Source organism: Corynebacterium uropygiale (assembly GCF_021568315.1).
GTDB lineage: Bacteria > Actinomycetota > Actinomycetes > Mycobacteriales > Mycobacteriaceae > Corynebacterium > Corynebacterium uropygiale.
Window position 1 is genome coordinate 25689 of sequence record NZ_JAKGSI010000004.1, and the last position, 26580, is coordinate 52268.

At 65.6% G+C, this 26580-nt stretch carries 24 protein-coding genes, 1 tRNA gene and 2 pseudogenes; 7 read left to right on the plus strand and 20 right to left on the minus strand.

The genetic code is table 11. From position 1 onward, the window contains the following. Positions 1 to 28: 28 nt before the first annotated feature. From L1O03_RS07875 to L1O03_RS07885, 3 genes and pseudogenes are all read right to left on the minus strand, one after another. A tRNA-Lys gene (locus L1O03_RS07875) sits at positions 29 to 101 on the minus strand. Between the two features lie 41 nt (positions 102 to 142). After that, positions 143 to 1014 (minus strand): annotated as a pseudogene (locus L1O03_RS07880) (aldo/keto reductase). Between the two features lie 195 nt (positions 1015 to 1209). Then, entirely contained in the window at positions 1210 to 2712 is a 1503-nt protein-coding gene (locus L1O03_RS07885; RefSeq protein ID WP_236119238.1) for an acetyl-CoA hydrolase/transferase family protein, read from the minus strand. A gap of 228 nt (positions 2713 to 2940) precedes the next feature. Here L1O03_RS07885 and dusB point away from each other — a divergent pair, with 228 nt between their 5' ends. Both dusB and phoU read left to right on the plus strand, forming a co-directional pair. Further along, positions 2941 to 4086 (plus strand): tRNA dihydrouridine synthase DusB, encoded by a 1146-nt coding sequence (dusB, locus tag L1O03_RS07890; RefSeq protein ID WP_420830318.1) that lies wholly within the window; start codon positions 2941 to 2943, stop codon positions 4084 to 4086. Positions 4087 to 4173: 87 nt separating this feature from the next. Next, on the plus strand, positions 4174 to 4914 hold the full coding sequence (gene phoU, locus L1O03_RS07895) for a phosphate signaling complex protein PhoU (protein WP_236119240.1): 741 nt from the start codon (positions 4174 to 4176) through the stop codon (positions 4912 to 4914). On the opposite strand, the gene L1O03_RS07900 is transcribed toward phoU, so the two are convergent. From L1O03_RS07900 to mshD, 6 genes are all read right to left on the minus strand, one after another. Beyond that, positions 4911 to 6116 carry an HNH endonuclease signature motif containing protein gene (locus tag L1O03_RS07900; RefSeq protein WP_236119241.1) on the minus strand — a complete coding sequence of 402 codons (1206 nt, stop codon included), beginning with the start codon at positions 6114 to 6116 and terminating at the stop codon, positions 4911 to 4913. The two genes, phoU and L1O03_RS07900, sit on opposite strands and share 4 nt — an antisense overlap. Positions 6117 to 6277: 161 nt before the next feature. Further along, complete coding sequence (gene pstB, locus L1O03_RS07905; protein ID WP_236119242.1) at positions 6278 to 7051, minus strand: phosphate ABC transporter ATP-binding protein PstB; 774 nt, start codon at positions 7049 to 7051, stop codon at positions 6278 to 6280. A gap of 31 nt (positions 7052 to 7082) precedes the next feature. Beyond that, on the minus strand, positions 7083 to 7913 hold the full coding sequence (pstA, locus tag L1O03_RS07910) for a phosphate ABC transporter permease PstA (RefSeq protein ID WP_420830326.1): 831 nt from the start codon (positions 7911 to 7913) through the stop codon (positions 7083 to 7085). A 53-nt stretch (positions 7914 to 7966) separates the two neighbouring features. Further along, positions 7967 to 9025, minus strand: a complete 1059-nt coding sequence (gene pstC, locus L1O03_RS07915) for a phosphate ABC transporter permease subunit PstC (protein WP_236119244.1) — start codon at positions 9023 to 9025, stop codon at positions 7967 to 7969. Positions 9026 to 9041: 16 nt separating this feature from the next. Then, a complete protein-coding gene (pstS, locus tag L1O03_RS07920; RefSeq protein WP_420830319.1) occupies positions 9042 to 10130 on the minus strand; it encodes a phosphate ABC transporter substrate-binding protein PstS in 1089 nt (362 codons plus the stop codon). A gap of 122 nt (positions 10131 to 10252) precedes the next feature. After that, on the minus strand, positions 10253 to 11116 hold the full coding sequence (mshD, locus tag L1O03_RS07925) for a mycothiol synthase (RefSeq protein WP_236119245.1): 864 nt from the start codon (positions 11114 to 11116) through the stop codon (positions 10253 to 10255). Between the two features lie 22 nt (positions 11117 to 11138). Here mshD and L1O03_RS07930 point away from each other — a divergent pair, with 22 nt between their 5' ends. After that, positions 11139 to 11897 carry an LmeA family phospholipid-binding protein gene (locus L1O03_RS07930; RefSeq protein ID WP_236119246.1) on the plus strand — a complete coding sequence of 253 codons (759 nt, stop codon included), beginning with the start codon at positions 11139 to 11141 and terminating at the stop codon, positions 11895 to 11897. 6 nt (positions 11898 to 11903) lie between these two features. Here the strand turns inward: L1O03_RS07930 and L1O03_RS07935 are convergent, their stop codons facing one another. After that, a complete protein-coding gene (locus L1O03_RS07935; protein ID WP_268914240.1) occupies positions 11904 to 12941 on the minus strand; it encodes a diacylglycerol/lipid kinase family protein in 1038 nt (345 codons plus the stop codon). 69 nt (positions 12942 to 13010) lie between these two features. On the opposite strand from L1O03_RS07935, the gene L1O03_RS07940 reads away from it, so the two are divergent. Then, complete coding sequence (locus L1O03_RS07940; protein WP_236119248.1) at positions 13011 to 13670, plus strand: heme-binding beta-barrel domain-containing protein; 660 nt, start codon at positions 13011 to 13013, stop codon at positions 13668 to 13670. A gap of 53 nt (positions 13671 to 13723) precedes the next feature. Here the strand turns inward: L1O03_RS07940 and L1O03_RS07945 are convergent, their stop codons facing one another. Beyond that, positions 13724 to 14644 (minus strand): aminodeoxychorismate lyase, encoded by a 921-nt coding sequence (locus tag L1O03_RS07945; protein ID WP_236119249.1) that lies wholly within the window; start codon positions 14642 to 14644, stop codon positions 13724 to 13726. Between the two features lie 41 nt (positions 14645 to 14685). Between L1O03_RS07945 and ygfZ the strand changes: the two genes are divergently transcribed. Then, positions 14686 to 15807, plus strand: a complete 1122-nt coding sequence (gene ygfZ, locus L1O03_RS07950; RefSeq protein ID WP_236119250.1) for a CAF17-like 4Fe-4S cluster assembly/insertion protein YgfZ — start codon at positions 14686 to 14688, stop codon at positions 15805 to 15807. 319 nt (positions 15808 to 16126) lie between these two features. After that, positions 16127 to 16345, plus strand: coding sequence for a DUF3073 domain-containing protein (locus L1O03_RS07955; protein ID WP_236119251.1), 219 nt, complete (start codon positions 16127 to 16129; stop codon positions 16343 to 16345). A gap of 102 nt (positions 16346 to 16447) precedes the next feature. Here the strand turns inward: L1O03_RS07955 and purM are convergent, their stop codons facing one another. The 3 genes and pseudogenes from purM to L1O03_RS07970 form a co-directional block, all read right to left on the minus strand. Beyond that, positions 16448 to 17527 (minus strand): phosphoribosylformylglycinamidine cyclo-ligase, encoded by a 1080-nt coding sequence (gene purM / locus L1O03_RS07960; RefSeq protein WP_236119252.1) that lies wholly within the window; start codon positions 17525 to 17527, stop codon positions 16448 to 16450. Between the two features lie 85 nt (positions 17528 to 17612). Beyond that, a pseudogene (gene purF / locus L1O03_RS07965) lies at positions 17613 to 19031 on the minus strand (amidophosphoribosyltransferase); the annotation flags it as partial. 114 nt (positions 19032 to 19145) lie between these two features. Beyond that, positions 19146 to 19544, minus strand: coding sequence for a sterol carrier family protein (locus L1O03_RS07970; RefSeq protein ID WP_236119254.1), 399 nt, complete (start codon positions 19542 to 19544; stop codon positions 19146 to 19148). Between the two features lie 52 nt (positions 19545 to 19596). Here L1O03_RS07970 and L1O03_RS07975 point away from each other — a divergent pair, with 52 nt between their 5' ends. After that, positions 19597 to 20592: an acyl-CoA thioesterase gene (locus L1O03_RS07975; protein WP_236119255.1), complete on the plus strand. Its 996-nt coding sequence runs from the start codon at positions 19597 to 19599 to the stop codon at positions 20590 to 20592. Here L1O03_RS07975 and L1O03_RS07980 read toward each other — a convergent pair. The 6 genes from L1O03_RS07980 to L1O03_RS08000 all read right to left on the minus strand — a co-directional run bounded on the left by L1O03_RS07980 (position 20589) and on the right by L1O03_RS08000 (position 26580). Beyond that, the gene (locus L1O03_RS07980; protein ID WP_236119256.1) at positions 20589 to 20951 is read right to left on the minus strand and encodes a lactococcin 972 family bacteriocin; all 363 of its coding nucleotides are present in this window, start codon (positions 20949 to 20951) and stop codon (positions 20589 to 20591) included. The genes L1O03_RS07975 and L1O03_RS07980 overlap by 4 nt on opposite strands. After that, positions 20948 to 21580 (minus strand): ABC transporter ATP-binding protein, encoded by a 633-nt coding sequence (locus L1O03_RS07985; protein WP_236119257.1) that lies wholly within the window; start codon positions 21578 to 21580, stop codon positions 20948 to 20950. Before L1O03_RS07985 ends, L1O03_RS07980 begins: the two co-directional genes overlap by 4 nt. 25 nt (positions 21581 to 21605) lie before the next feature. Next, positions 21606 to 23642 (minus strand): hypothetical protein, encoded by a 2037-nt coding sequence (locus L1O03_RS07990; RefSeq protein WP_236119258.1) that lies wholly within the window; start codon positions 23640 to 23642, stop codon positions 21606 to 21608. Between the two features lie 65 nt (positions 23643 to 23707). After that, positions 23708 to 24001: a lactococcin 972 family bacteriocin gene (locus tag L1O03_RS11665; protein WP_420830320.1), complete on the minus strand. Its 294-nt coding sequence runs from the start codon at positions 23999 to 24001 to the stop codon at positions 23708 to 23710. A gap of 203 nt (positions 24002 to 24204) precedes the next feature. After that, the gene (locus L1O03_RS07995; RefSeq protein ID WP_236119259.1) at positions 24205 to 25650 is read right to left on the minus strand and encodes a cation:dicarboxylate symporter family transporter; all 1446 of its coding nucleotides are present in this window, start codon (positions 25648 to 25650) and stop codon (positions 24205 to 24207) included. A gap of 198 nt (positions 25651 to 25848) precedes the next feature. Continuing rightward, positions 25849 to 26580 carry a hypothetical protein gene (locus L1O03_RS08000; protein WP_236119260.1) on the minus strand — a complete coding sequence of 244 codons (732 nt, stop codon included), beginning with the start codon at positions 26578 to 26580 and terminating at the stop codon, positions 25849 to 25851.

The following is a 26580-nucleotide window of genomic DNA, read 5'->3' on the forward strand; positions in this document are numbered from 1 at the left end:
CGGCGCGACACCGGGGTTTTCTCGATTGTGGGCCCTGTGGGGCTCGAACCCACGACCTGCGGATTAAAAGTCCGTAGCTCTACCAACTGAGCTAAAGGCCCTCCCACCCCCTCAACCGAGGGGGCCTAAAAAGTATAACGGCTCAGCACGAAAAAGTGGAATTAGGGCCAGGCCCGGATGAGCGCTCATCGCGATCAAGTAAGCCCATGTGGTGATCGTTATATCGGTTGCCTTTGACGCCGAGGTCGTCGACGAGGTTCGTCAGGCGAGCCATATGGTCCGCGCTCAGCCGGACCTCCGTGGCCCCGATGTTCTCCCGCACGCGCGCGAGGCGACGCGTGCCCGGGATCGGGACGACGAACGGCGCCCCCGCGCGCACGGAGCCCGTGACGATTCCCTTCCCCAGCGGGCTAAAGGGAACGAGCCCGATGTTGAACTCCTCGCACGCGGCCAGCACGGGGCCTTCGGGATCGCGGGCCCAGAGGGAGAACTCGTTTTGCACCGCGGCCACGGGATGCACCGCGTGCGCGCGACGGATGGTGGTGGAGGATGCCTCCGAGAGGCCGAAGGCGAGGACCTTGCCGGCGTCGACGAGCTCCGCTACCGCGCCCGCGACATCCTCGATGGGGACGTCGGGGTCCACGCGGTGCTGGTACAGCAGGTCGATGTGGTCGGTGCGGAGGCGGCGCAGTGAGCCGTCGACGGCGGCGCGGATGCGCTCGGGCCGGGAGGTGAGGCCGCGGTTCTCGCCGTCGGGGGTGAGGTCGAAGCCGAACTTCGTTGCGATGACCACCGAGTCTCGCACGGGCGCGAGGGCCTCCCCCACCAATTCCTCGTTGTCATAGGGGCCGTAGACTTCGGCGGTGTCGAAGGAGGTGCCCCCCTCATCGACGGCCTCGCGCACGAAGCGAATCATGTCCGCGCCCCCGGGTTCGGGCCGTAGCTTTGGGACATCCCCATGCAGCCAAGGCCGATGGCGCTGACCTTGAGCGGGCCGAGTGTGCGTGTGTGCATGGACGTTTTCTTTCCAGGCTCGGAGTGCAGCCTCCGATTGCGTCTCGTTGGCACATTCAGTGAGCACCCTCGAGTTCGCTTGAGGTCAATCGGGCGGTGGGGCTCGGCTCCGGGCCGGCCGCCCGCACGACGAAGCCCGCCCCGCGGCGGGTGCTGCGGGGCGGGCGGGGCCGTGACGGCAGGGCGGGGGCGGGTTTAGCCCTTCATGCTGCCGGTCTCAGCGAGGTTCTGGTGGAAGGAGAACGCCGTCGCCAGGTCGTGCGGGGTGTGGTGGAACTTGCCCTTGTTGGCGCGCTCGTAGTACTCCTCCAGGAGCGGACGGTAGTCCGGGTGAGCGATGCTGATCATCTTCTTCACGCGGTCACGCGGCGCGAGGCCGCGCAGGTCGGCGTAGCCGTACTCGGTGATGATCACCATGACGTCGTGCTCGGTGTGGTCGATGTGGCTCGCGAACGGAACGATCGCGGAAATGGCGCCTCCCTTGGCCACGGACGGCGAGATGAAGGAGGAGATGTAGCCGTTCCGGGTGAAGTCGCCCGACCCGCCGATGCCGTTCATCATGCGGGAGCCGGAGACGTTCGTCGAGTTGATGTTGCCGTAGATGTCGGCCTCGATCATGCCGTTCGTCGCGATCAGGCCGACGCGGCGGATGACCTCCGGGTGGTTGGAGATCTGCTGCGGGCGCAGAATGATGGACTCGCGGTAGCGCTTCGCCTCGTCGTTCATCCGCTCGGCGTACTCCGGGGACAGGGCGAAGGACGTCGCGGAGGCGACGGTCATCTTGCCGGCGTCGATGAGGTCGATCATGCCGTCCTGGATGACCTCGGTGTAGGCCTGGATGTTCTCGAACTTCGAGTCGAGGAGGCCAGCCATCACGGCGTTCGGGACGTTGCCGACGCCCGACTGCATGATGTAGCCGTCGTAGGTCAGGCGGCCAGCGGCAACTTCGCCCTCGAGGAAGTCAAGGAAGTTGCCGGCGATCTTCTCGGAGACTTCGTCGGCGGGCTTGAAGGGAGCGTTGCGGTCGGGGGCGTCGGTTTCGACGACGGCGACCACCTTGTCCACATCGATGTCGATCCACGGGGAACCGATGCGCTGGCCGGGCGAGGTGATCGGCACCGGGACGCGGTTCGGCAGGAGCGGCATGCGCCAAATGTCGTGCATGCCCTCGAGATCCTCGGACTGCCACGAGTTGATCTCAATGATGATGCGCTTCGCGGAGTCCAGGTACTCCACGTTGTTCCCCACCGCGGAGGACGGAATAATCGCACCATCTTCCTTAATGCGGACAGCCTCCACCACGGCGACATCCAGCTGGCCGAAGAAGCCCTGCTGGATGAGCATGCCCATGTGAGAGAGGTGAATGTCCTGGTACTTCATCTCCGCCGCGTTAATGGCGTTACGCATAGACGGATCCGACTGGTACGGGGCTCGGTAGTTGATAGCGCCGGCTTCCGCCATGACACCATCGCAGTCCGGGGCGGTGGACGCGCCGGTGAAGACGTCGATCTTGTACTCTTCGCCCTTCGCCTGCGCTTCCTTCGCGCGCTCAGCGATGGCGGTGGGGAGAGCCTTCGGGTAGCCAGCACCGGTGAAGCCGGACATTCCTACCTTGTCACCGTTGTTAATAAACTGAACGGCTTCCTCCGCGCTCATAACCTTGCCACGAAGCTGAGCGTTCGCGATTCTGTCAGACATGCATGTACCTCCTGAACCGATAGCCTCCCCCATTCCTGGGGTAAGTCCACGGCTTCTTTCATTGATGTTGGACGCCGGTCACATCATAGCGACCCCGTTACGCCAACCACACTAACCCATTTGCCCTCAGCGCGCCGACAAGGGCTTTTTCTCCCGGCGCAGCACCCCTCCGCGCGCGCGAGCCACCCCGGTTTGGGGGAAGCCACGGAAGAGAGCACAATGAGTCCCGTGGCCTTAACGATCGGAAACCTGCACCTCCAGTCCCCCGTGATCCTCGCACCCATGGCGGGCGTCACCAACGTGGCGTTTCGGCAGCTCTGCCGCGAGCAAGAACTCCACCGCACGGGCACGGTGTCGGGCCTGTACGTCTGCGAAATGGTCACCGCGCGGGCGCTCGTCGAGCGCAACGAGAAAACGCTGAAGATGACGACCTTCGCCCCCGAAGAATCGCCGCGCAGCCTGCAGCTGTACACGACCGATCCGCGCTACACCTACGAAGCGGCCAAGATGATTGTCGACGAGGACATGGCGGACCACATCGACATGAACTTCGGCTGCCCCGTCCCCAAGGTGACTCGCCGCGGCGGAGGCTCAGCCCTGCCCTACAAGCGCAGGCTTTTCGGCAACATTGTGGCCGCCGCCGTGCGGGCGACGGCAGGCACGGACATCCCTGTGACGGTGAAATTCCGTATTGGCATCGACGAGGAACACCAGACCCACCTCGACGCGGGGCGAATCGCCGTCGAGGAAGGGGCCCAAGCTGTCGCGCTTCACGCCCGCACGGCCGCCCAACGCTACTCTGGCACCGCCCGGTGGGAAGAGATCGCCAGACTCAAGGAGCACCTGGCACACACGGGGATTCCGGTATTGGGCAACGGTGACATTTTCCGCGCTACCGACGCTCGCCGCATGATGGAAGCAACCGGGTGCGATGGCGTTGTTGTCGGCCGAGGATGCCTGGGACGGCCCTGGCTCTTTGCCGAGCTCTCCGCCGAGCTGCGAGGCGAGCCCGTCCCCCAGGAGCCCAGCCTCGGGGAGGTGTGCTCCATCATTGAACGGCACGCGGAATTGCTGGCCGCCCACGAGGGAGAAAACCGCGCCTGCCGAGATCTACGCAAGCACATGGGCTGGTATCTGCGGGGTTTTCCCGTGGGTGGAGAGCTCCGATCGGCGCTCTCTCGGGTGTCTTCCCTGCAGGAGTTAAAGGATGTCCTCGCACCCTGGAGCTATTCCACCGCGCTGGCGGTGGACGCCGACGGCGCGCGCGGACGCCAAGGATCACCAGCAAAAGTCGCCCTGCCCGACGGCTGGCTCGATGATCCCGAGGACGACACCGTTCCCGAAGGCGCGGAGATTGAGAATTCCGGCGGCTAGATGGGCTGACCTGTCCCAGATCCGCCCGTGCGGAGACGTCCTAGTCTCCGCGCGCAGAAGCAGTAGCAATTCTCTATGCTGTAGCACATGCGTACTGCTTATAGGGAACACTTGGACGCCTTCGCTCACGATCTCATCGTGATGTGCGACATCGTGCAGGAGATCATGTCTCAGGCTTCGCACGCGCTCCTCCACCACTCCCTGCAGTCCTCCGAAGACGCACTATCCCTCGCCGACCAGCTTGATGACACTCGCACTCGGTGCGATACGAGGGCCATCGAGCTACTCGCGCTGGAGGCTCCCGTTGCTCGAGAGCTGCGCCAGGTAATCTCGTCGATTTATATCGTCGAGGATTTTGATCGCATGGCGGCCCTGGGCATGCATGTCGCAAAGTGCGCTCGCCGTCGACACCCGCACCCGGTTCTTCCGGACCCCATGATTGGGTATTTCGAAGAATTAGCTCGATTAGCGCAGGAGATGGTCGGCCGTGTCCACGAGCTTCTTGTCGACCCCGATGCGGAAGTTGCTATTCGCCTCAGCCAAGATGACGACGCCGTCGATGATCTCCACGATCATCTCATGACTAAGCTCACGCTTCACGAGTGGCCGCATAGTACTCGCTCTGCTGTGGATGTCACGCTGCTCACTCGGTATTACGAGCGTTTTTCCGACCATTGCGTCAATGTGGCGGGCCGGATCATTTATCTCACGACCGGCCTCATGCCCAATGAATATCTCGCCGAACGCGAGCGTGATCGCGATGAGGAAGAACTCAAGCGTCGCTTCGAGAAGCTCGAGCGGATTTACCACCGTGGAAACACGCGTTAGTTCATTGCAAGCTGAACGCGGGCGAGAGAGCCACCGTTATATTCCTCGATAGCCAGCCGGCTCATCCGTGTCTTTCCGGACAGAGTCCGCCACAGATAGCGCCCGTCGGCCGTGCGCTCAAGATCCGCGCTGTGCCCCATCTTCCTGTGGCAGCACGAACACAGCATCGACAGATTGTCCATATTCGTGGGGCCATTTTTCATCCACGGAACAAGATGATGAGCATCAGATAAAGCAGCAGAGCGGGAGCACCCAGGGGCGGCGCATACGACTTGGGCAATCGTCTGGGCCGCTTTCTGCGCGGGGCTGAAACCCCTGTGGATCCTTTGGAGATCGAGGATCTGATGGTCTCCGCCAATGACAACTGCCCACCCGTAATCAGAGAGCTTCATGGTCGAATATTCCGACAAGCTCACGAGGGCGCCGTCGGTCGTCGCAAACCATTTCCTGCCCTCAGAATCATCGATGAGCGCCTCTTTGTTGAGCTCGGGCGCAGTAATGATCACCGCTGGCTGGTGAAGGAGTGAACGCAGTGGATTCGCCAGGTGGTCATCCTCAGACATGGGAGATGAGGCGGTCCCGCCCTGGTAGATCAACTGAGATAGAGCGTGAAATTTTAACTCATCCATGGGCTGCGATCGGTCTTTTCGCCACATCGCGACCGCACGCTCATTGATAGTGGTGATCATGCGGCTGAGCAGGACATCAGGGCCCGTAATTTTGATGTATTTCCGCCCATCAGCGTCTGCTTTGGCGCTGTGATGCAGTGTAGGGCGGACCCGTGGGCGAGGAAGCGTTTCACGAATCTCACGTGTGAGGTGGTCTCCCCAATTTTTGAGCTCAGTGAGGTCATAATCCATCGCGCGCTCGACGAGCGTCCGGCGCAATTGTTCGCGCTGAATACGGTGCTCGCGAGGAACCTTCCTGGTCATGATGCCAATCATGACCAGCCGGTTAAAATCAACCCGTTTCGCCCTACACAATTCCACCGTGCCATCACGAATTGCTCGCTCTTTTTCCGGAAGCGGACCACACAATTCCTCCGCAGTGCGGATATAGCGACGAGCCTCTGCCGTCGTGATCGGCAGGAGCTCAGTGAGACGAGACTGAACATCAACCCCCGAGGACCGAAGCTCATAAATCTCTTCAGCCAACTCGATCCCATGACTCAAAAGCTGGGCAAAAATACCAATGTAGATCATGGTCCTGAGGTTAAAGGATCGGAGCGGCACGCCAAGCAGGACGGTCACCGCACTTGTGGATAATTCCAGTTATCCACAGATCTTGGCTCACGGGACTCCACGGGGTTGCGGAGAATAGACAGAGAGGCTAGACGCACTGGTATGCCCCCTAGCCTGGCCTTTTAACCAAATCGACCGGAGATGTAGTCCTCTGTCTCCTGCTTTTCCGGCTTCTCAAAGATACGACGTGTGGGCCCGTACTCAACAAGGCGTCCTGGCTTCCCCGTCGCTTCAAGTGAGAAGAAGGCCGTCTGCTCAGAGACGCGAGCAGCCTGCTGCATGTTGTGCGTCACGATGACGATTGTGTACTTCTCGCGAAGCTCGTGGATGAGTTCTTCGACGGCCAGCGTCGAAATGGGATCCAAAGCGGAGCACGGTTCGTCCATGAGAAGAACTTCTGGCTCCACGGCGATCGCGCGCGCGATACAGAGACGCTGCTGCTGACCACCCGACAGCCCGCCGCCCGGACGGTCAAGGCGGTCCTTAACTTCCTCCCACAGGTTCGCACCGCGGAGGGATTTTTCCGTCACCTCGGCAAGCTTCTTCTTGTTCCTCTCACCGGCCAGCTTCAGCCCCGCGACGACGTTGTCCTGGATAGACATCGTCGGGAAAGGATTCGCCTTTTGGAAGACCATACCTACCGTGTTCCGCACGGCTACCGGGTCCACCTGGGGATCGTAGATATTCTTCCCATCGAGGAGGATCTCACCGGTGACCGATGCGCCCGGGGTCACCTCGTGCATACGGTTGAGGGTGCGCAGCACAGTAGATTTTCCGCAACCAGAGGGGCCGATGAAGGCCGTCACCGACCGCGCGGGAATGTCCATGGAGACGTTCTGGACAGCGTGGAAGTCTCCGTAATAGATGTTGACGTCGTTCAGCTTCAGTTTCGTCATGGTTTTTCTCTCACAGATCTCTCGGGGCCGGCTAATGGGTTTTCACGGAGAATTTGGCGGAAATCCACCGTGCACCGAGATTCAGTACCGCGATGATGAGCACAAGGGTGAGCGCCGCTCCCCACAGCTTCGCGAGGACAGCATCCGACGTCCCGGCCTTGTACATATCCAGCATCATGAGAGGCAATGAGGACTGCGGGCCGTGCAGGGCATCCCAATTGATGACCTGAGTAGAACCCACAAGGACAAGCACAGGAGCTGACTCTCCCATCACGCGCGCGATAGCGAGCATGACGCCGGTGACGATGCCGGACAAGGCCGTCGGGATCACGATACGGGCGATCGTCTTCCACTTAGGCACCCCCAGCGCGTACGAGGCTTCACGCAGATCCTGCGGAACGACGCGCAGCATTTCCTCCGTGTTCCTGATGATGACGGGCACCATGAGGATCACCAGCGCGAGAGATACTGCCAAGCCGGAACGGTGGAAGCCGAAAAGCACAATCCACGCCGAGTAAATGAAGAGCGCAGCCACGATGGAAGGAACGCCAGAGAGGATATCCACCATAAAGGTCGTCGCGCGCGCGAGACGGGAGCCGTTGGCGTATTCCACGAGATAGATCGCCGTGAACACGCCGATGGGAATCGAGAGCACCGCCGTGATCAGCGTTTGCACCAGCGTGCCCACGATGGCATGGAGCGCACCGCCGCCCATGGTGTGGTACATGACCCCGCGCTGGGAAGAGGTCCACCACGCGGCGTCGAGAAGTGAGCCGAGCCCGCGCGAGACGACCTCCCACAGGACCCAGACAAGTGGGATAAGGGCAATCACCATTGCAGCGGTGATGATGGCCGTTGCGATGTGGTTCTTTGCTCGGCGCCGAGGTGAGACACCAAGCGAGGCAATCGTCGTCGTCACTTCTTCTTCCTCCCCTTCTTCGTCGAGGAGCCTGCGACAACCGTCCTGGCGATTGCGTTGACAACAAATGTCAGAGCGAATAGCACGAGGCCGGCAGCGATGTAGGCTCCCGCGCGGAGGTCGTCGTTGAACTCGGGTGCAGCGTTGGCGATGGCGGTGGCGAAGGTGGTGCCGCCGTCGAACAGGGAATTCCGGAAGGCGGAGGACGGCGAGACCACCATGTAGAGAGCCATCGTCTCACCGAGGGCGCGGCCCAGGCCGAGCATCGAGCCAGCGATGAACGCCGACTTCCCGAAGGGAAGTACCGTCATGCGCACGACTTCCCACCGCGTAGCGCCGAGTGCCAGTGCAGCTTCGATCTGCCCGCGCGGAGTCTGAACGAAGACCTCACGAGTCGTCGCAGCGATTACCGGCACGATCATCACCGCGAGGACGATGCCTCCGGTGAGGATGTTGCGCCCCGTGTCGAAGGACGGCGAATTCGAGTAGGTCGCGAAGAGCGGGATCCACGACAGGTGTGCGTGGAGGAACTCGTAGACCGGTTTCAGCGCAGGGCCCAGAACTTGCCACGCCCAGAGGCCGTACACAATCGACGGGACAGCCGCGAGCATGTCGACAACATTCCCGAGCGGCTTCACCAGGCGACTGGGCGCATAGCTCGCGAGGAAGATCGCGACGCCAAGGGCCACCGGCATAGCGATGATGAGCGCCACCAGGGAGACCAGCACCGTCACCGCGAAGAGGTTCGGAATGCCGAAGAACATCGCCGAGGTGTCCTTCGTATTCCACGCATCCGCGTAGGTGAAGAAGCCGCCGATTCCTTCGGCATTGTTGATCAGCGCTGGGACCGCACGCCACACAAGGAAGAACCCGATGGCCGCGATGATGATGCTGATGAGCGTCGCCGAACTGACGGAGATTCCACGGAAGATGGAGTCTCCCGCGCGACGAGAGCCGGAGCGGCCGGCCGACTCGGGGAGGAGCCCAGGATCAGCCTCGGGGATGCTCGTTGGGGCGGGCGGCGCCTCGCGCGTGGAAAGAGGTGAATGAGTCATAGCGATGAGAGGGGGGTTAGCTGATCGCCTTGACGGCTTCGTCGAGACGATCGCGGTGGGTACCGGCAACAGGGATGTAGCCCAGCTGTTCGAGCTGCTCGTCCTGAGAGTTCAGAGACACCGTGAGGAAGTCCTTCACGAGGTCCCGGGTTTCGTCGTCGTAGCCGGCGGAGCACACGATCTCGTACGTCGTGAGGACGAGCGGGTACGTATCCGCCTGATCCATGGAGTACAGGGCGTTGGTGTCCACAACCATATTGTGGCCCTCGCCGGTGAAGCTCAGCTTGTCGAGCGCAGAATTCACCGTGTCCTTCGTGGGGGCGACGGGGCCGTGACCGAAGTCGAGCTTCGCCACGCCCAGGTTCTGTTGGTGAGCGAAGCCTGCCTCGACGTAGGTGATCGCGCCGTCGATGTTCTTCACCTCGGTAGAGACACCGTTGGAGCCGTTCGCGCCAGCGCCGACGGCGGTCGGGAACTGCTGCCCTTCGCTGGACCAGTCCGTGGACGCCTTGAGGAACTTCTGGAAGTTATCCGACGTCCCGGACTCGTCCGAGCGGTAAATGACGGAGATCCTCTTGTCAGGCAGGGACACGCCCTCGTTCTCCTTCGCGATCTCCGGGTCATTCCAGGATGTGATTGCGCCCGAGAAGATCTTTGCCACCGTGCCCACGGAGAGGTTGAGGTCCTGCACTCCGTCGAGGTGGAAAGCGATAGCCACGGGGCCGATCACCATAGGCAGGTGCCACGCCTCGTTGCCGTTGCACCGCTTCTTCGCGGCCTCCACCTGGTCATCCTTCAGGGGCGAATCCGAACCTGCGAAGTCCACCTGCCCAGCCACGAAGTTCGTCCGGCCCGAACCGGAACCGGAGGCGTTGTAGGACAGGCTCGATCCGCCCGCCGCCTCCTGGAAGCGGTTGTTGAAGTAGTCCATCGCATTTTGCTGCGACGAGGCGCCCTCGCCCACCAGGTTGCCCGTGGTGCCGCTCAGCCCCTCCACGGTGCCGGCACTGTCACCACCAGCCGAACCCGTCTCGCTGCACGCGGTCAGAGCGAGAGCCGTCATGACACAGGCGGACAATGCCGCCGCCGAACGCAGAGATTTCATGGTGAAGGCACCTTTCATGGGTTGGTTGAGTCTCACAAACAATCAACCTATGCGCGCGAGGTGACCTTCTCCCTCATTCAAGATGACGAGCGCGTGAACATCCCCCAAACTTTGAGATTCCCTCAGCGATACACGGTGTGTCGCTCCACCTCGACGAATCCCCGGCGCGCATACAGAGCAGTTGCGGCCTCGTTATCCGCCTCGACGTAGAGAATCACGCTCCGCGCGCCCCTCTCCTCGTGAAGTCGACGCACACCCATCCGCAGGAGCGGCGTACCCAGCCCCTGGCCCTGGTACGCGCGCGCGAGCCCAACGACATACACCTCGCCCACGGCGTCTTCACCACCGTGCCACTTCGTCCAGTGGAAGCCGGCGAGCTCCACGCCCGTGCCCGCCGTGTGCCAAAGGAACAGCACATCCTCCGGGTCGAACCACTCCGTGTCGCACGCGCGGGAGAGGTGTTCGCGGTCCCAGCCGCCTTGCTCGGGGTGCCAATCAAAGGCCTCATTGTTGACCGCGAGCCAAGCGTCGAGAACCGCGTCCTCTCCCCACCGCGCGCGCGAAGCGCTCAGGGAGAGAACTTCAAAGCCGTCGGGGACGGTGAGTTGCGATTGCTCGTCGAGCCCGTCGCCGCGCAACTCCATGACGAGGAGCTCCCGGACAACCTCCATCCCGTATTCCGCCGCGAGGTGGCGAGCCGCGGGGAGGTTGCCGTGCGCCCAGAACTCCGCGGTGGGTTCGAGAGCGCGCGCCTCGTCGATGAGGCTCCGCCCGATCCCCCGCCCGCGCGACGCGGGGTCGACGCACAGCTCCACCTGGTTGCCGTCGAGCGCCGCAATGCCGCCCGCGCGATACAGGTGCCGGTGGCCGAGGTCTGGATCGCGGAGGCCGCGGAGGAAATTCTCGGAGAAGGCGTCGAATCCGTCTTCCGCGCGCGCGGAAGCGAGGAGGGCGGACACGGTCGTGGACTGTTCGGGGGTAAGCATGGCCCCAGGGTAGCCTGAGGGGGTGAGTTTTCCTCGACGTGTCATCCGGTGGGTGCTGTGCATAGTTGTCGTGGTGGGGCTGTTGTTGCTTGCCGACGCCGGCCTCGCCATGCGCACGGAACGGCGCACAGCGCAGGCGGTCCAGGATATTGCGGGGCTCGATGTGGAGCCGAAGGTGAGCATCGGCGGCTTTCCTTATACTCTGTCCGCGCTCACGGGAGAGTTCTCGGGGGTGAGCGCGACGGCGCTCGACGTCGACGTCCCCGAATTCGGGATGCTCAACGCGAGCTCGGGGTACTCGGCGGTCGAGGTCACGCCCGCGCAGGTTCTTAGCGGGGACTTCTCCGGCGCGCTCGCGGAGCTCTACACGCGCACGCTGAGCCTCGACGGCGTGGCACTCGGCAATCAGCTGGGGATCACCGACCTCGAGATTGCGAATCCATACGACATTTCGCCATCCGGCGGCGTCGCCAGCGAGGCACAGCTCACCGGCACCCCGCCCGGGTTCGATCAGCCCGTCACCATCACCGCCGCGCTTCGGCTCGACGGCCCGTGGTTCCACCTTGTGCCGCGCGAAGTCATTGACGCGCCCGAGTCACACGAGCAGGACGCCCTCAACGCGTTTCGCTGGGACCTCGACACCCGGCGGCTGCCCCTCGCCCAGCAAGCTCAAGCCGTGTATCTGCGCGGCGGCTCTATCTATTTCGAGGCACAGCGGCGCAACACCACCGTGGACATCCGCAATCTCTCCCCCATCGAAAGCTCCGCCGACGACAACTGACCCCTCTTAACGGGCGCACACCACGCTGCGGAGGATGCTGCGCCAGCGGCGCGGTCCCGGCGCCGGGGTATGCTCGCGCGCGACGACCTCGATAGCACCGGGCACGGCGCGCAGGCGCACCTGCTCATACTCGCCCTCGTATTCGCCGTCCACTTGGAAGCGCTGGGGCCCCGCGCACGCGAGGGTGATTTCGCGGGCGTCGTCGACGCTCACAATTCGGTCGGAGATCCACTCCTCCCAGCGCGGCCGGTGGCCCACCCCAACCAAGTGCAGCATCGCGGCGACGCCGCGCACGCCCCGCACCGAGCGCAGCGCGAACAGGCTCAGCCCGTTGTCAAAGGAATTACGGGGGTTCGTCACGACGGGCACCGGGCCGAGGAACGTCCACGGATTCGTATTAGATACGAGGCAGAGCGGCACCCGCGGGATGCGGTGCGTCTCGCCCGCGCGATCGACAACGCGGGCGCTCATCGCCGGCGGCTGGCGCTGGGCGCTCGCCCACGCGCGCAGCGACACAATGAGGTAGCGCAGCGGCGTCGCCGCGAAGCCCCGTGCGCGCGCCCGCTCGATGCGGGCAATCACCTCAGCGTCCACGCCGAAACCCGCGTTCACCGCAAACCATCGGTCATTCCAGGTCCCCAGGCACACCCGCCGTCGTCGATTCCCCGCGAGGAGCACCGCCAGATCCTTCGCCGCCGCGACCGGATCCGATGGGATACCCACCGCGCGCGCGAAGACGTTGGCGGAACCGGTGGGAATAATGGCCAGGGCGGGGAGCGGGGACTGCTCGCGCGCGCGGAGGTCGTCGTCGGCACGCACGGGGCCGAGGAGTCCGTTGATGGCTTCGTTGACCGTGCCGTCGCCGCCGACGATGAGGATGACGTCGTAGTCGGAGCGGCGGAGTCCTCGGCAGAGATCCTCGGCGTGGCCCGGGCGGTGCGTGAAGCAGGTGCGCAGGCGCAGGCCCGAGACCTCACGCAGGCCCGGCACGATCCGGTGGAAGAGCGCATCCGTGTGCGTGGTTGAGTTCGGGTTCGCGATCATGAGGACGTCCACAACTCAATAGGCTACCGACGCCTCGCGCGCGGAAGACGGCCCATTAGGCTGGGGTGCATGACTGAAGAGAACGCGCAGAACGGACACCCCGAAAACATCGCGCCGCGGCTGGACGGCAACGACGCCGTGAACGCGGCGGCCGAGCACTCGAAGAAGACGGCCCACCGCAATATTCCGCTACTCGGGGAGATCCCGCTCCCCGATGACACAGCGAATCTCCGCCACGGGCCGAACCTCCACGACGGCCTGCTGGCGCTGCTGCCGCTCGTCGGCGTGTGGCGCGGGGAGGGGCAGGCCGACACCGTCGAGGACGGGTCCTATGCCTTCGGCCAGCAGCTCACCATCGCGCACGACGGTGAAAATTACCTGAGCTATGAGTCCCGCATGTGGCGGCTCGACGACGACGGCAAGGCTGCCGGCTCCCTCGATCGGGAGACCGGCTTCTGGCGCATCAATGACAAGGATGAAATCGAGCTCATCTGCTGCCACTCGGCGGGCGCCGTCGAAATCTTCTACGGCGATCTCCTCAACGAGCGCGCGTGGCAGCTGGAGACCGCCCAATCGCTCGCGACGGCCACCGGCACCGTCATGCTCGGCGCGGGCAAGCGCCTCTACGGGCTCATGCCGAACAACGACCTCGGCTGGGTGGAAGAACGCAGCATCAACGGCGAGCTCAAGCCGCGGATGTCGGCTCAGCTCGAGCGCGTCGTCGGATAGCGCCGGGGCCGGTCCCCGGGGCCGGCCCGCCCCGCCCGCCCCGCGCGGCCCCGCTAGTCCGTCGCGGAGATCGCCGCGGTGAAGAGCTCGCGGGCCTCGTCGAGATCGCGGGGCTCGAGCTCCGTCTCGCCGATGCGCATCACCGGCACCGCCCCGCGCACGGAGCTCACCAACCACACCGAGCGAGCGCGCTCGAGGTCGTGCACCGTGAGCTCCTTCTCCTTGCACCGCCACCCGTGCGCCTGGGCATACTCGAAGATCGCGGCCTGGGTGGTGCCCGGGAGGACGTCGCCCCCGCTCGGCGGGGTGCGCAGCCGCTGGCCCTTCTTCACGATGACGAGCGTCGACGTCGCGCCCTCGAGCACCGTCTCGTGATCCTCGCCGAGCCACAGCACATCATCGAAGCCGCGCTCGCGCGCGCACCGCAGCGCCGCCATCGCCGCGGTGTAGTTAAGCGTCTTCGCACCGAAGGTGAGCCACGGGGCATCCTCGTGCGGGGTTTCCGACGTCGACCACCCGCGCGGAGCGCACATGACGGACACTCCGTGCTCGCGCTGCTCCATCACCGACGGGGGGATCGCCTCAATGCGCAGCCACGCACTCGGGTTGCCGGTGCTCGCGCGCCCGCGCGTGTACGTCCACACGCACTTCGCCTCCCCCTCAAAGCCGGTGGCCGGGTCCTGCCCCAACTGGCGGTACCACTCCGCCGCGGCCTCGAGGGTGGCGCGCCGCCAATAGCTCGGGTCCGGGGCCGGCATCCCCAGAAGCTCGGCCGAGGCGCGGAAACGCGCTGCGTGTCGCTCGAAGTTGGCCGGCTGGCCGTCGCGCACCAACACGGTCTCGAAAATGCCCTCCCCCCTGGTGACAGCCGCGTCGTCCCAATAGACCATCGGAAGATTGGGATTGTGCAGACGGGTGGAACCGCCGAAGGGCTCCACGATGAGAATGACCGGTTGCGGACTGCGAGGACCCATGCTTTAGATTATGCCCCTTTCCGACCGTTACCATCGATACTGTGACGTCGCACTACACCTCCCCGCTCCTGCAGATCGACGGAGCCACCGAGCTCCCCGACTCCGACGCCCCGCTCCTCCCCGAGCACCGCGGAGTCGCCTGGCACTACGGCGATCCCCTCGTCGAGCAACGCCGCCTCGACGAGCGCCCCGGCTGGATCGACCGCAGCCACCGCCGCGTCCTCCGCGTGAGCGGACCCGACGCCCCCGTCTTCCTCAATAATCTCCTCAGCCAAAAACTCGACGACGTACCCCCCGGTTTCGCCTCCCCTGCCCTTGATCTCGACATGCAGGGGCACATCCTCCACCACCTCGACGTCCTCCGCGCGCACGACACCGACACCGGCGATCCCACCTTCCTCATCCACGTGCCCGCCGGCCAGGAAGAAAGCCTCCGCACCTTCCTCCAGCGCATGATCTTCTGGTCGAAAGTGGAGATCACCCCCGCGGACCTGGGCGTCCTCACCCTCCTCGGCGAGGGCAGCCACGCCCTACTCCGCTCTGTTCTCGACGACGCCAGGACGCGCACCGAGCTCGTCGGCGCCCCCATCGACTGGCGCGGGCGCGAACGCGCCGACCTCCTCCTCGCGCGCGCGGAGCTCCCGGCGCTCATCCGCCTCCTCGAGGAGCGCGGGGCCGGGCGCGCCGGGCTCATGGCGTTCACCGCCGAGCGGGTGCGCGCGCTCGAGCCGGAGCTCGGGGTCGACCTCGACCACCGGAGCATTCCCCACGAGGTGCCCCACTGGATCGGCCGCGGCTCGCACCCCGGCGCCGTCCACCTCCACAAGGGGTGTTATCGGGGCCAGGAAACGGTCGCGCGCGTGGAGAACCTCGGGCGCTCCCCGCGGGTGGCCGTCCTCCTCCTTCTCGACGGCTCAGCGCCGACGGAGCCCCACGCCGGGGAGGCCATTCTCCGAGGTCAGCGGGCTGTGGGCCGGCTGGGGACCGTCGTCCACGACTCGGACTACGGCCCCATCGCCTTCGCCCTGCTCAAGCGCAGCGCCCTGGGCCAGCCCGGGCTGCACGTCGGGGACACGGCGGTGGCCGTCGACCCGGATTCCCTCCCGCGCGACGAAGGCGAGCGCGCCGGGCGGGCCGCCGTGAACCGACTCCGCGGGCGCTAGGGGCGCGTCGGCACCCCCCCTTTCTGGGGTGGCGCGAACCCGGGGCTCCCGCGCGGGCGGAGCGGGGCCTTCCGCGCGCGCGATACTGCCGGCCGATAGTTTTGCCCCCTTCACGCTGCACGGTGGCAGGTAGCTCACAGGGTTCATCTGATGTCTTTTCCGGGTGCCTAGCTGCTGCGACGCGCCCGAAGCTGACCCGGTTCGGAAAAATTCGGTCTGAGCCGGTATTCTGTCTACAGGAAAAAAGAGATAGAAGCACGTTGATGGGGCATCCGAATTCCCTGGATCGCCCCTTTTCGAACCCGAGGGGGTCAATGCCATGGGGCGCGGACGCGCGAAGGCAAAGCAGACCAAGGTCGCTCGTCGATTGAAGTACCACTCTCCAGAGATGGATCTGGAGTCGCTTCAGCGAGAGCTCGCCGCTCAGGCCCCTCATCACGATGAGCAGGCCGACGAGCACGAGGACGACCTCTACGCCAAGTATGCCGACTGGGCCGATGTCGATGACGAGGAGGACGAGGACAGCCACCGACGCTGACCTCCCCTTCCCCGGGCGCACACTCACACAGAACGGAAAGCCCCGCCTCCCCCTTGAGAACCAAGGGTCGCGGGGCCCTTTCCTGTGCCTGCGGGCCGAAGCCTAGTAGCCGGGGTGGCTGCCCTTGAGGAGCACGCGCGCGTCCTCGCCCTCGGCGGCGCTGCGCACGGTACCGAGCTCCCAGGCGTCGACGTGCCGGGCGGCGAGCATCGCGAGCGCGCGATCCCGATCATTGGGAGACACGACGGCCACCATGCCCACACCCATGTTGAAGGTCTTCTCCATCTCCGCCTGCGCGACGGTGCCGAGCTTCTGGATGGTCCGGAAAATCTGGCCCGGCGCCCAGGTGCTGCGGTTGAGCTCGGCCACCAGCCCCTTGGGGATGACGCGGGACAGGTTGCCGGCCAGCCCGCCGCCGGTGACGTGGCAGAAGGTTCGCACCTCGCACTCGGCGGCAAGGGCCAGGCAGTCCTTCGTGTAGATGCGGGTGGGCTCGAGCAGCTCCTCGCCGAGGGTGCGCTCAAATTCCTCCATGTATTCGTCAAGTGAGAGCCCCGCGCGCTCGAGGAGCACGTGGCGGGCCAGCGAGTAGCCGTTGGAGTGAAGCCCTGAGCTCTTCATACCGATCACAATGTCTCCCGCGCGCACGCGATCCGGCCCCAGGACCTCATCCGCCTCGACGACGCCGACCGCCGTCGCGGACACGTCGTAGTGATCGGGCTCCATGACGCCGGGGTGCTCAGCCGTCTCGCCGCCGAGCAGCGCGCAGCCGGCCTGGACGCAGCCCTCGGCGATGCCGGACACGATCTCCGCGACGTGCTCGGGCACGACTTTGCCGATCGCGATGTAGTCCTGGAGGAAGAGCGGCTCAGCGCCGCAGACGACGAGGTCGTCGACGCACATCGCCACCAGGTCGATGCCGATGGTGTCGTGCTTGTCCATCGCCTGCGCGACGGCGAGCTTGGTGCCCACGCCGTCCGAGCCGGCGGCGAGCAGCGGCTCCCGGTACTTGCCCAGGGCGAAGAGGCCGGCGAATCCGCCCAGGCCCCCGCGCACCTCGGGGCGGGACGCGCGCTTCGCGTGCGGGGAGATGAGCTCCACCGCGCGGTCGCCGGCGTCAATGTCGACGCCCGCCGCAGCGTAGGAGGCGCCCTCGGTGCTGTGATCGTTGTGATCGGTCATGATTTCGTCTCTATCCTTCGCTGTGCTGGGCGGTGCGATCCGCCGGGGTGGTCGGGGAATCCTCGTAGTCGATGGTCGCGGTGCCAGCGGCCTGGCCCGACTGCAACCGGCGCACCAGGTCCGCGTGCGGGTTCCCCTCCGGCACGCCGATGGGGTACCGGCCGTCGAAGCAGGCGACGCACAGGTCCTCCCGCCGCTGGTGGCTCGCCTCCACCATCTGGTCGATGGACACGAAGCCCAGGCTGTCCGCGCCGATGGCCCGGCACACGGACTCCACCATCTTCTCCTCGCTGCGGGTATCACCCGCGTTCGCGATGAGCTCCCCGGGGCTGGCGAAGTCGATGCCGTAGAAGCACGGCCACTTCACCGGCGGGGAGGCAATCCGCACGTGGACCTCCGCGGCGCCCGCCTCCCGGAGCATCCGGATGAGGGCGCGCTGGGTGTTCCCGCGCACGATGGAGTCGTCGACAACAACGAGCTTCTTGCCCGCGATGACCTCCTTCAGCGGGTTGAGCTTCAGCCGGATGCCCAGCTGGCGGAGGGTCTGGGAAGGCTGGATGAACGTCCGGCCCACGTAGGCGTTCTTGACGAGGCCCTGCCCGAAGGGGATACCCGACTCCTGCGCGTAGCCGACGGCGGCGGGGGTGCCGGACTCGGGCACGGGGATGACGAGGTCGCCGTCGGCGGGGTACTCGCGCGCGAGGCGGCGGCCGATGTCGAGGCGGGTGGCGTTGACGGCGCGGCCGCGGATCGTGGAGTCCGGGCGGGCGAGGTACACGTACTCGAAGACGCAGCCCTTGTGGCGGGTCTCGGCGAAGCGCTCGGAGTAGACGCCGCCGGCGTCGACGGCCACCATTTCGCCGGGCTCGATCTCGCGCACGAAGCTGGCGCCCACGATGTCGAGGGCGCACGTCTCGGAAGCGACGACCCAGCCGCGCTCGAGGCGGCCGAGGCAGAGCGGCCGGATGCCCCACGGGTCGCGGGCCGCGTAGAGGGTGTTGCCATCGGTGAAGGTGAGGCAGAAGGCGCCCGTGATGCGCGGGAGGAGCTCCCGCGCGGAGTCGAGGAGGCTCACGCCGCTCGTCATCTTCTCCGCGAGCAGCGCGGACATGACGGCCGTGTCGGAGCTCGCGGACTCGGGGTCGATGAGCCCGCGCTCTGCGGCCTCATCGTGGAGCTCCCGATAATTGACGAGGTTGCCGTTATGGCAGAGCGCCACGTCCCCGCCCTCCGGGGTGGAACGGAACATGGGCTGCACGTTTTCCCAGTGCGTGCCGCCGGCCGTGGAGTAACGCGTGTGCCCGACGGCGACATCGCCCTGCAGGGCGCTCAGCGCGGACTCCTCAAACACCTGCGAGACCAGGCCCATGTCCTTGAAGACGACGATGCTATCCCCATCGCCGACCGCAATCCCCGCGGCCTCCTGCCCACGGTGCTGCAGAGCAAAGAGGCCAAAGTAGGTGAGTTTTGCGACTTCTTCCCCGGGGGCCCATACCCCGAACACCCCGCATTCTTCGCGAGGTTCCTGCTCGCCCCGATCATCAAGATCGGGGTGAGGTGCAGAAGGCGGAGGGCACTTGGAGTCACTTAACCGGCGGTCTTGAAATACCACGTCGCCTTAGTTTACCCCCGGCGCTTCGTTGAGCCGAATAAGTGGGAGCCACCGCGCCACCTCTCCCGCGCGCGAGCCGCTCGCATCCACGCCCTGAGCAGTGGCGATGTCCTCGAACCCGCAGACAAGCCGGAGCCACGTCCGCGGATCGCACTCCACTACATTGGGTGGGGTTCCGCGCGTGTGCCGCGGCCCCTCGATGCACTGCACCGCCACATAAGGGGGGACGCGCACCTCGACGGAATGGCCCGGCGCGACGTCCGCGAGAGTGCGCGCCGAGCGGCGGACCGCATCGGCGACGGCCGCGCGCGGGGGGCGGGGAACGGACTGGTCGTCGTCGGCAATCCACTCCGCGATCGCGAGGAGCGCGCGACGGGTGGCGGCGGGGTCGGAAGAAGAAGCCATGGACCCCAGCATAAGGACTGTCCTCCGTGCGCACGCTGCTACATTGGCCTCCATGACGAGTGAGCGTGAGAAGTCCCCCAGCCTGACCCTGCGGTTTATGGCCGCGCCGACGGACGTTCTCATGGCGGGCAGCCATGGGGTCTCCGGCGGGCGTGTGCTCGAGTGGATCGATAAGGCGGCCTACGCCTGCGCCACCCAATGGTCTGGCACCTATTGCGTCACGGCGTACGTGGGGCACATCCATTTCACTCGGCCGATCCCCAGCGGGCACATGGTGGAGGTGCGCTCGCGGATCGCGATGACGGGGCGCAGCTCCATGCACATCGTCAACGAGGTCTTCTCCGCCGACCCTCGGGAGGGCAACTTCACGCGCGCGTGCGACTGCCTCGTCATTTTCGTGGCCAAGGACACGGCCACGGGGAAGTCCACCCCGGTTCCCTCCTTCGTGCCGAGCACCTCCCAGGAGGAGGCCGCGCACGAGGCGGCGCTCTCGCGCATCGAGCTGCGCCAGGCCATCGAAGCGGAAATGGACAAGCAAACCTACGACGGCGAGTCCGAGGCGCCTCGACTCATCCACCGCTTCCTCGCGAAGCCCACCGACATCAACTGGGGCGGCAACGTCCACGGCGGCACCGCCATGGAATGGATCGACGAGGCTGGCAGCGCCTGCACCATGGAGTGGTCGGGGGAGCACACCGTCGCCGTCTACGCGGGCGGCATCCGTTTTTATCGGCCGATTTCCATCGGCGATCTCATTGAGGTCGACGCCCGACTCATGCGCACCGACACCCGCTCCATGCAAATGAGCATCCACGTGCGCTCCGGCAGCCCCCGCGGCGGGCGCGAACACCTCCGAAAGGCGATCCACGCGACCGTCGCCTACATCGGCATGGATCCCGACGGAAACCCCCTGCCCGCCCGCCAGTTCTACCCGCACACCGAGGAGGACCTCCGGCTCGCCGAGCACGCCACCATCCTGCGCAACCTCCGGGCGGAGTACTCGCCGAAGCCGCTCATCGCCATGTCCGAGGCGCGGCACATCGACTAGTCCGCGCCGGCCGCGCCGGGGGAGCCGGGGGAGCCGGGCCCCTCGCACAGGGCCTTATCCTGCGTATTCCCCAGCACCGCAATCCGCCGCGAGGACGTCTGGGCGCGCGCCCAGTCTCCCGCGCGCACGCAGCCGGAGTCCACGTAGGTGTGCCCGGTCACCGAGGAGCTGTGCGGGCGATCATTCTGGAAGTTCGACCACGTGCGCCCCGCGGAGGCCCCGTAGTCCCAGGTGCCGCCCTCGGGCGGGTGGACGGAGAAGGACCCCTCCTCGCCGCCGGCGGTCATGCAGTACGTGCCGGCGCCCAGCACGACGACCACCGCGCCCGCCACGCTCCACGCCACAGTCTTCTTCGTCATTGGCTGATCGCCACCTTTCTATCGCAGTGATCTGCTGCCCACGGGTCATGGCTCACCATGAGGACGGCTGCCCCCTGCTCCGCGCAGCGGGCCAATTGGTCAAGCACGAGCGCCGCGTTCTCCCGATCGAGGGATGCCGTCGGCTCGTCCGCGAGAATGATCGACGGCCGACGCACGAGCACGCGCGCCACGGCGACGCGCTGCTGCTCGCCGCCACTCAGCTGATAGACGACGTCCTTCTGCCGCCCGCCGAGCCCAACGATCTCCAGCGCCTCGTCGATGCGCCGGCGGTTGCGCCCCACTCCCCCGCGCGCGCACGCGAGGGCCACGTTCTCCTCGACCGTGTCGTTATCGATGAGAGCGTAGTCCTGGAACAGGTAGCCGATGTCGTGGCGGCGCACCCGCATCCTCGCGCGCGCGGAGGCGCGCGTCAGATCCGCGCCGAGGAGGGACAGCGAACCGCCGTCGAGAGTATCGAGCAGACCGACACAATTGAGCAGCGTGCTCTTGCCGCAGCCGGACGGGCCGGTGAGGCAGACGCGCTCGCCGGCGTCGACGCGGAGGGACACCCCCTCCCACAGGGTGCGTGCCGTGCGCGCGGGGCCCACCTTTTTAGTTGCATCTTTCACGTCAATGAGTGGAGTAGTCACAGGTTTACCTCCGAGTCTGAACGAGCTGCTGAGTGCCCGGGCGGCGCAGCACGAGCGCGGTCACGGGGAGAGAACTGAGCGCCACGATGAGCAGGGTCCACACCCACGTGGCAGGGGACACGGTGAACTGGGCGATGAGCGTGGGATCGGCGGCGCCGGAGAGCGCCCCGCCGTCCGTCCACGCGCGCACGAGGGATCCGCGATACCAGAGGAACCACCCCGCGATGGCGAGGACGGCGAGCTCCGCGACGCCCAGCACCGCGTAGACGCGCCACGGTCGGCGCCCGTGGACGACGTACGCGCGGAGCTTCTGGTGCAGAACCTTGAGGCACGCGAGCCACAGTGCGATCGCCACGATGAGGATGAGCACCACCGCGGCCACGGTGCCGCCCAGGTAGACCCACGTAATCCTGCCCATCTCCTGGTGGTGCGAGGCCCAGGACTGGCTCATGAGATCGCCCGTGCGGATGAAGGAGCCCACCTCGGGGTCGCGCTGGAGATCCATGATGTCGTCATAGGAGGTGAAGAGGAGGTGTCGGGTACTCATCTGCGCGACGATGGTGCGGCTCGACATGAGGAGGTTGTCATTCGGGAACACGACCACGATGGGGTCCGGCGCATCGGCGCGGTTCATCCACTCCGAGTCACCGACCTCCCACGTGAAGGCCGAGCTGCTCCCCGCCGCGTACGTGTGCGGCCGGGCCGAGGCCGCGCTGAGATTGTCGGAGCCAATGGGGACGGCAGAGAGATCGACGTCCGGCGCGAGCGAATCCGGCGTGAAGAGCAGCGGATCCCCGTGCGGGCCGGCCTCCTCGTACGCGCGGAGGAGTTCGCCGCGCAGAGATCGGTGCGCAGCAGCGTCGTTGAGGATGAGGACATCGCGGTCGAGGTGCGCCGGCGGGATGTCCGAAGCGAAGTGGTGCTGCGTGAGGAGGACCCGACCGCTCGCGGACAGCTCCCGCACGCGCGCGGCGAGGGCCTCGCGGGTGTCGTCGAGATCCTCCAAGCCGCGCGCACCGGAGAGGGAGGTGGAGTAGGCCTCCGGCGCGGCGGCCCACTCATCTTTCTCTGAGTGTTGGAGCGCCCACTCCCCGCTGTAATTGATGAGCCCAATGAGTAAGGAGGCCACCGCCACGGCCGCCCCGGCGCGGACGACCACCATCCCGGTGAGTACCGTGCGCGCGGGGAGCCTGCCGGCGAGGAGCGCCGTCGTGCTCTCGCAGCGGATGAGCGCGACGCCCAGCGCCACCGCGATGATCGTCGCCGCGAGCGCCACCCCGACGAAGACGCCGGACCACTCCAGCCACTGGAGGGTCGACGCCGCGTTGGTGAGAAGGACCGTCGTGAGGACGAGGAGCACGAGTGCCCCGGCGAGGATCGCGTAGAGGCGGCCCGCCCCGTGCGCGAGGACGTGGGCGACGCTGCGCCACCAGGATGAGCCGTGGAGTCGGCGGACGGCGTCCGCGCGCGCGTCGACGAGAACACCAATGAACCCGACCGCCACGCAGAAGCCCACCGTGAGCGTGAGCAGCGTGCCCAGCGCTGTGCCCGAGAGAAGATAGGCGCCGGTCTGGCTCTGGAGCGCCGTGGTGGGGATGCCTTGCGCGCGGGCGTAGTCTTCGACGGCCGCGCGGAAGTCTTCGCCCCCGGTGAGCTCGAAGATCTGGCGATACTCCCCGTGCGGGAGGTCAGTGAGGGGGGCGAAGCGCAGCGCAGGGGTGCCCGGGAAGCCACGATAGGGCGTGTGCATCCACTGGTCGACGGCCGGCCCCGCCCCATAGACCGTGCGCCCCTCCGGGGTGGGGATCTCCACGAAGAGGGACTCCCCATGCGCGCGGGCGAGGCCCTCGAGGTCGCGGAGGATCTCCTCCGAGGGGCGGCCGCTCTGCGCCCACGTCTGGAAAGCCAGGGAGGAGCGCACCCCCGGGTACTCCTCCTGCTGGAGGGTGGTGGCCGCCCACCACCCGAGGAGAACACCGACGACCACAGCCATGCACACCGCGCAGTAAATAAGAACGGAGCCCTTGATGCGTAGCCGCATAAAAAGCCTTTCTAATGAAGAGGAGCAGAGCGGACTTGTCCGCCCTGCTCTTCTCAGCTCATCAGTTACAGTGTGCAGAACCGATAGTATGCACCATCAGCACCTGGGAGATACTTCGAGTGCGATTGGGCACGAGCCCAGACATTCGGTGCTACACAACCGGAATCAACATACTGGTGACCTTGCACCGAAGACCCATGAGCAGCCGTGGGATGGAAGAAATTCGACCATACCCTGCCACCAGAATTACCATGGTCCCATTCGCCACCGGCCACTGCTTCGGCAGAAGCGACTCCCGCCCCTACTAGGCAACAACTCATGACACCAACGAGGATTTGTTTTGCAAATCTGCTACGCATTTCACCCCTTACCTTAGCGTAACGACTGACATTAAATTACGCTATCACAGGTAAGGACTTCCTGTACCGATTGGTAATATTAATCACACACGGACGCCGGCCCCGAGCGCTGTGCTCGGGGCCGGCGGGAAAGCGTCGTGCGTGCGCGCGGGGCCGCGCGGGGCCGCGCGGGCGGGCGCGCGGGCGGGCGCGCGGGCGGGTGTTTAGCGCTTGTAGGCGTCGAGGTCCACCTGCGGGGTCGGCTGCAGACGATCCTGCGCGGGGTTGACCACGGAGGGGCTGCGGCGGAAGCTGCCGGGCTTGTCGTCGTCGTCCTGCGGGACGTAGGGGATCTTGCCGTCGAGGACATCGCGGCAGCGCTGCTTGTCGAGGGTACCGGTCCACTTGCCGACGAGGATGGTGGCGATGGAGTTGCCAGCGAAGTTCGTCAGGGCGCGGGCCTCGGACATGAACTTGTCGATGCCCATGACGAAGGCGACGCCGCCCAGGAGCTCAGCGTGCTGCGATTGGAGGCCGGCGGCGAGGGTCGCGAGGCCAGCGCCAGAGACGCCGGCTGCACCCTTGGACGCGATGATCATGACGACCAGCATGCCGATCTGCTCCCCGATGCTCAGCGGGGTGTGCATGGCGTTGGCGATGAAGATCGCCGACATGGTGAGGTAGATGGCGGTGCCGTCGAGGTTGAAGGAGTAGCCCGTCGGGACAACGATGCCCACCGTCGACTTGTCGACGCCCACGTGCTCCATCTTGCGCATGAGGTTGGGCAGCGCGGACTCGGAGGAGGAGGTCGCGAAGATGAGGAGGAACTCCCGGCCCAGGTACTTCATGAGCTTGAAGACATTGAGGCCGGTGAACACGTAGAGCACCAGGCCCAGCACGCCAAAGATGAAGATGATGCAGGTGATGTAGAAGGCGAGCATGAGCATCGCGAGCTGGAGAACCACGCCCCAGCCAGACTTGCCGACGGCCGCAGCCATGGCGCCAAACGCGCCCACCGGGGCCAGCCACAGGATCCAGGTGAGGATCTTGAAGACCAGCTTCTGGAGGTGGGCAACGAAGCTGAGGATCGGCTCACCCTTGGAGCCCATGGTCTGCACCGCGAAGCCGACGACGAGCGCCGTGGCCAGCACCTGCAGGATGTTGCCCGAGACGAAGCCGCTGAAGAAGGTGTTCGGGACGATGTCCAGGAGCATCGCGGAGAGCCCGCCGCCCGAGGAGCCGTGGCTCGCGGAGTCACCCACGAGGTGCTTGACCGCCTCTTCCGAGGGGGAGATATTCGTTCCCGTGCCGGGGTGGACGAAGTTCCCCACCACCAGGCCGATCGCCAGGGCGAAGGTGGACATCGTGATGAAGTACGCCAAGGCCATTCCGCCGGCCTTACCAACCGTGGCCGCCGAGCGCACCGAGCCAATACCCAGCACAATAGTGCAGAAGATCACCGGCGTGATGATCATCTTGATCATCTTGATGAACCAGGTGCCCAGGAACTCAAAGTTCACGGCCACGCCCGGGGCCGTCACACCCAAGGTAATACCCGCCACGATGGCGATAATCACACCAATATAGAGCCAGTGCGTGCGATCCTTACGGGGCTTCTTCGGCTCAGCGATCCGTGGGCCGCTCGAGCGAGACGTGTAGGACTCAGCCATTGCTCCTCAATTCTTCCGTTACGCGCCGCCGCACCGGCGCTAGACGTCGCCCCTCGTCCCGTGATGAGCGTGGGCGGATCGGCACGGCGATCAGGCGATCACGTCACGGACGAACGGTAGGTCACACTCAATATTTCTCTACCGAGTGTCATGAGACAACTCCTTTTGGCGCCCGCGTGTTACCCGGCTCTCTTTTTATCAGGGGGTTTTCCCACGTCGCCTGCTCCGCTCCCGCAGAACCCCCAGAAAAACCAACCCCGCGGTGATAACGAACACATATATTAGGGCGCCAGTCCTCCCCCATGCAGGGGTAAGGGCGACGCTCTGGCCCGTTGCCCACACTCCGTTCAAAAATGGCATCCACGGCAGGATTCGTGCTCCACCCGGAAGAAGGGCAACCGAGTTCTCCACCAACAAGGCCCAGAGCAATAACAGAGCCACCGCGCTCGACGGACGCCCGATCATCGCCCCCAGGCCCACCCCCGCCCCACAGGCAAGCGCCGCCCACACGGGGACCGACCACACGAGCCGCGCGCTGACCGTCGAGAAGAGATCCACCGATCCATACACCTCCGGGCTCACCCAGGGCAGGACCAGGAGCACCACCAGGGTGCTCAACCACAGCGACACCGCCGCGACGCCACCCCACCACAGCCAGCGCCCCAGGACATCAGCCAACGCCGAGGGTAGCGCGCGTCGATAGAGCTCCCCGGCCGGGCCGCGCCCGACGGAGGCCTGCGCATAGGCAGCGCCCGAGGCGAAGACGAGCACCCCCAGGAAGACAATCCAATACGTGGCGTTGTCCTCTCCCATGGGCTGGACGTGGAGCAGTCCTCCCGTATGGGAGAGGCGCTCGGACACCAGGGCCACGCCCACGGTGAGCAGGAGGGGAAGAGCCACCGCCATGGGGAGGATGATTCGCCACATCAC

Excerpts from the sequence above, each read along its gene's own strand:
- L1O03_RS07885 (WP_236119238.1), bottom strand. The coding sequence starts at position 2,712 with ATGTCTGACAGAATCGCGAACGCTCAGCTTCGTGGCAAGGTTATGAGC.
- phoU (WP_236119240.1), top strand. The coding sequence starts at position 4,174 with ATGCGTACTGCTTATAGGGAACACTTGGACGCCTTCGCTCACGATCTC.
- L1O03_RS07900 (WP_236119241.1), bottom strand. The coding sequence starts at position 6,116 with ATGATCTACATTGGTATTTTTGCCCAGCTTTTGAGTCATGGGATCGAG.
- pstB (WP_236119242.1), bottom strand. The coding sequence starts at position 7,051 with ATGACGAAACTGAAGCTGAACGACGTCAACATCTATTACGGAGACTTC.
- pstC (WP_236119244.1), bottom strand. The coding sequence starts at position 9,025 with ATGACTCATTCACCTCTTTCCACGCGCGAGGCGCCGCCCGCCCCAACG.
- pstS (WP_420830319.1), bottom strand. The coding sequence starts at position 10,130 with ATGAAATCTCTGCGTTCGGCGGCGGCATTGTCCGCCTGTGTCATGACG.
- mshD (WP_236119245.1), bottom strand. The coding sequence starts at position 11,116 with ATGCTTACCCCCGAACAGTCCACGACCGTGTCCGCCCTCCTCGCTTCC.
- L1O03_RS07935 (WP_268914240.1), bottom strand. The coding sequence starts at position 12,941 with ATGATCGCGAACCCGAACTCAACCACGCACACGGATGCGCTCTTCCAC.
- L1O03_RS07940 (WP_236119248.1), top strand. The coding sequence starts at position 13,011 with ATGACTGAAGAGAACGCGCAGAACGGACACCCCGAAAACATCGCGCCG.
- L1O03_RS07945 (WP_236119249.1), bottom strand. The coding sequence starts at position 14,644 with ATGGGTCCTCGCAGTCCGCAACCGGTCATTCTCATCGTGGAGCCCTTC.
- L1O03_RS07955 (WP_236119251.1), top strand. The coding sequence starts at position 16,127 with ATGGGGCGCGGACGCGCGAAGGCAAAGCAGACCAAGGTCGCTCGTCGA.
- purM (WP_236119252.1), bottom strand. The coding sequence starts at position 17,527 with ATGACCGATCACAACGATCACAGCACCGAGGGCGCCTCCTACGCTGCG.
- L1O03_RS07970 (WP_236119254.1), bottom strand. The coding sequence starts at position 19,544 with ATGGCTTCTTCTTCCGACCCCGCCGCCACCCGTCGCGCGCTCCTCGCG.
- L1O03_RS07975 (WP_236119255.1), top strand. The coding sequence starts at position 19,597 with ATGACGAGTGAGCGTGAGAAGTCCCCCAGCCTGACCCTGCGGTTTATG.
- L1O03_RS07980 (WP_236119256.1), bottom strand. The coding sequence starts at position 20,951 with ATGACGAAGAAGACTGTGGCGTGGAGCGTGGCGGGCGCGGTGGTCGTC.
- L1O03_RS07990 (WP_236119258.1), bottom strand. The coding sequence starts at position 23,642 with ATGCGGCTACGCATCAAGGGCTCCGTTCTTATTTACTGCGCGGTGTGC.
- L1O03_RS11665 (WP_420830320.1), bottom strand. The coding sequence starts at position 24,001 with ATGCGTAGCAGATTTGCAAAACAAATCCTCGTTGGTGTCATGAGTTGT.
- L1O03_RS07995 (WP_236119259.1), bottom strand. The coding sequence starts at position 25,650 with ATGGCTGAGTCCTACACGTCTCGCTCGAGCGGCCCACGGATCGCTGAG.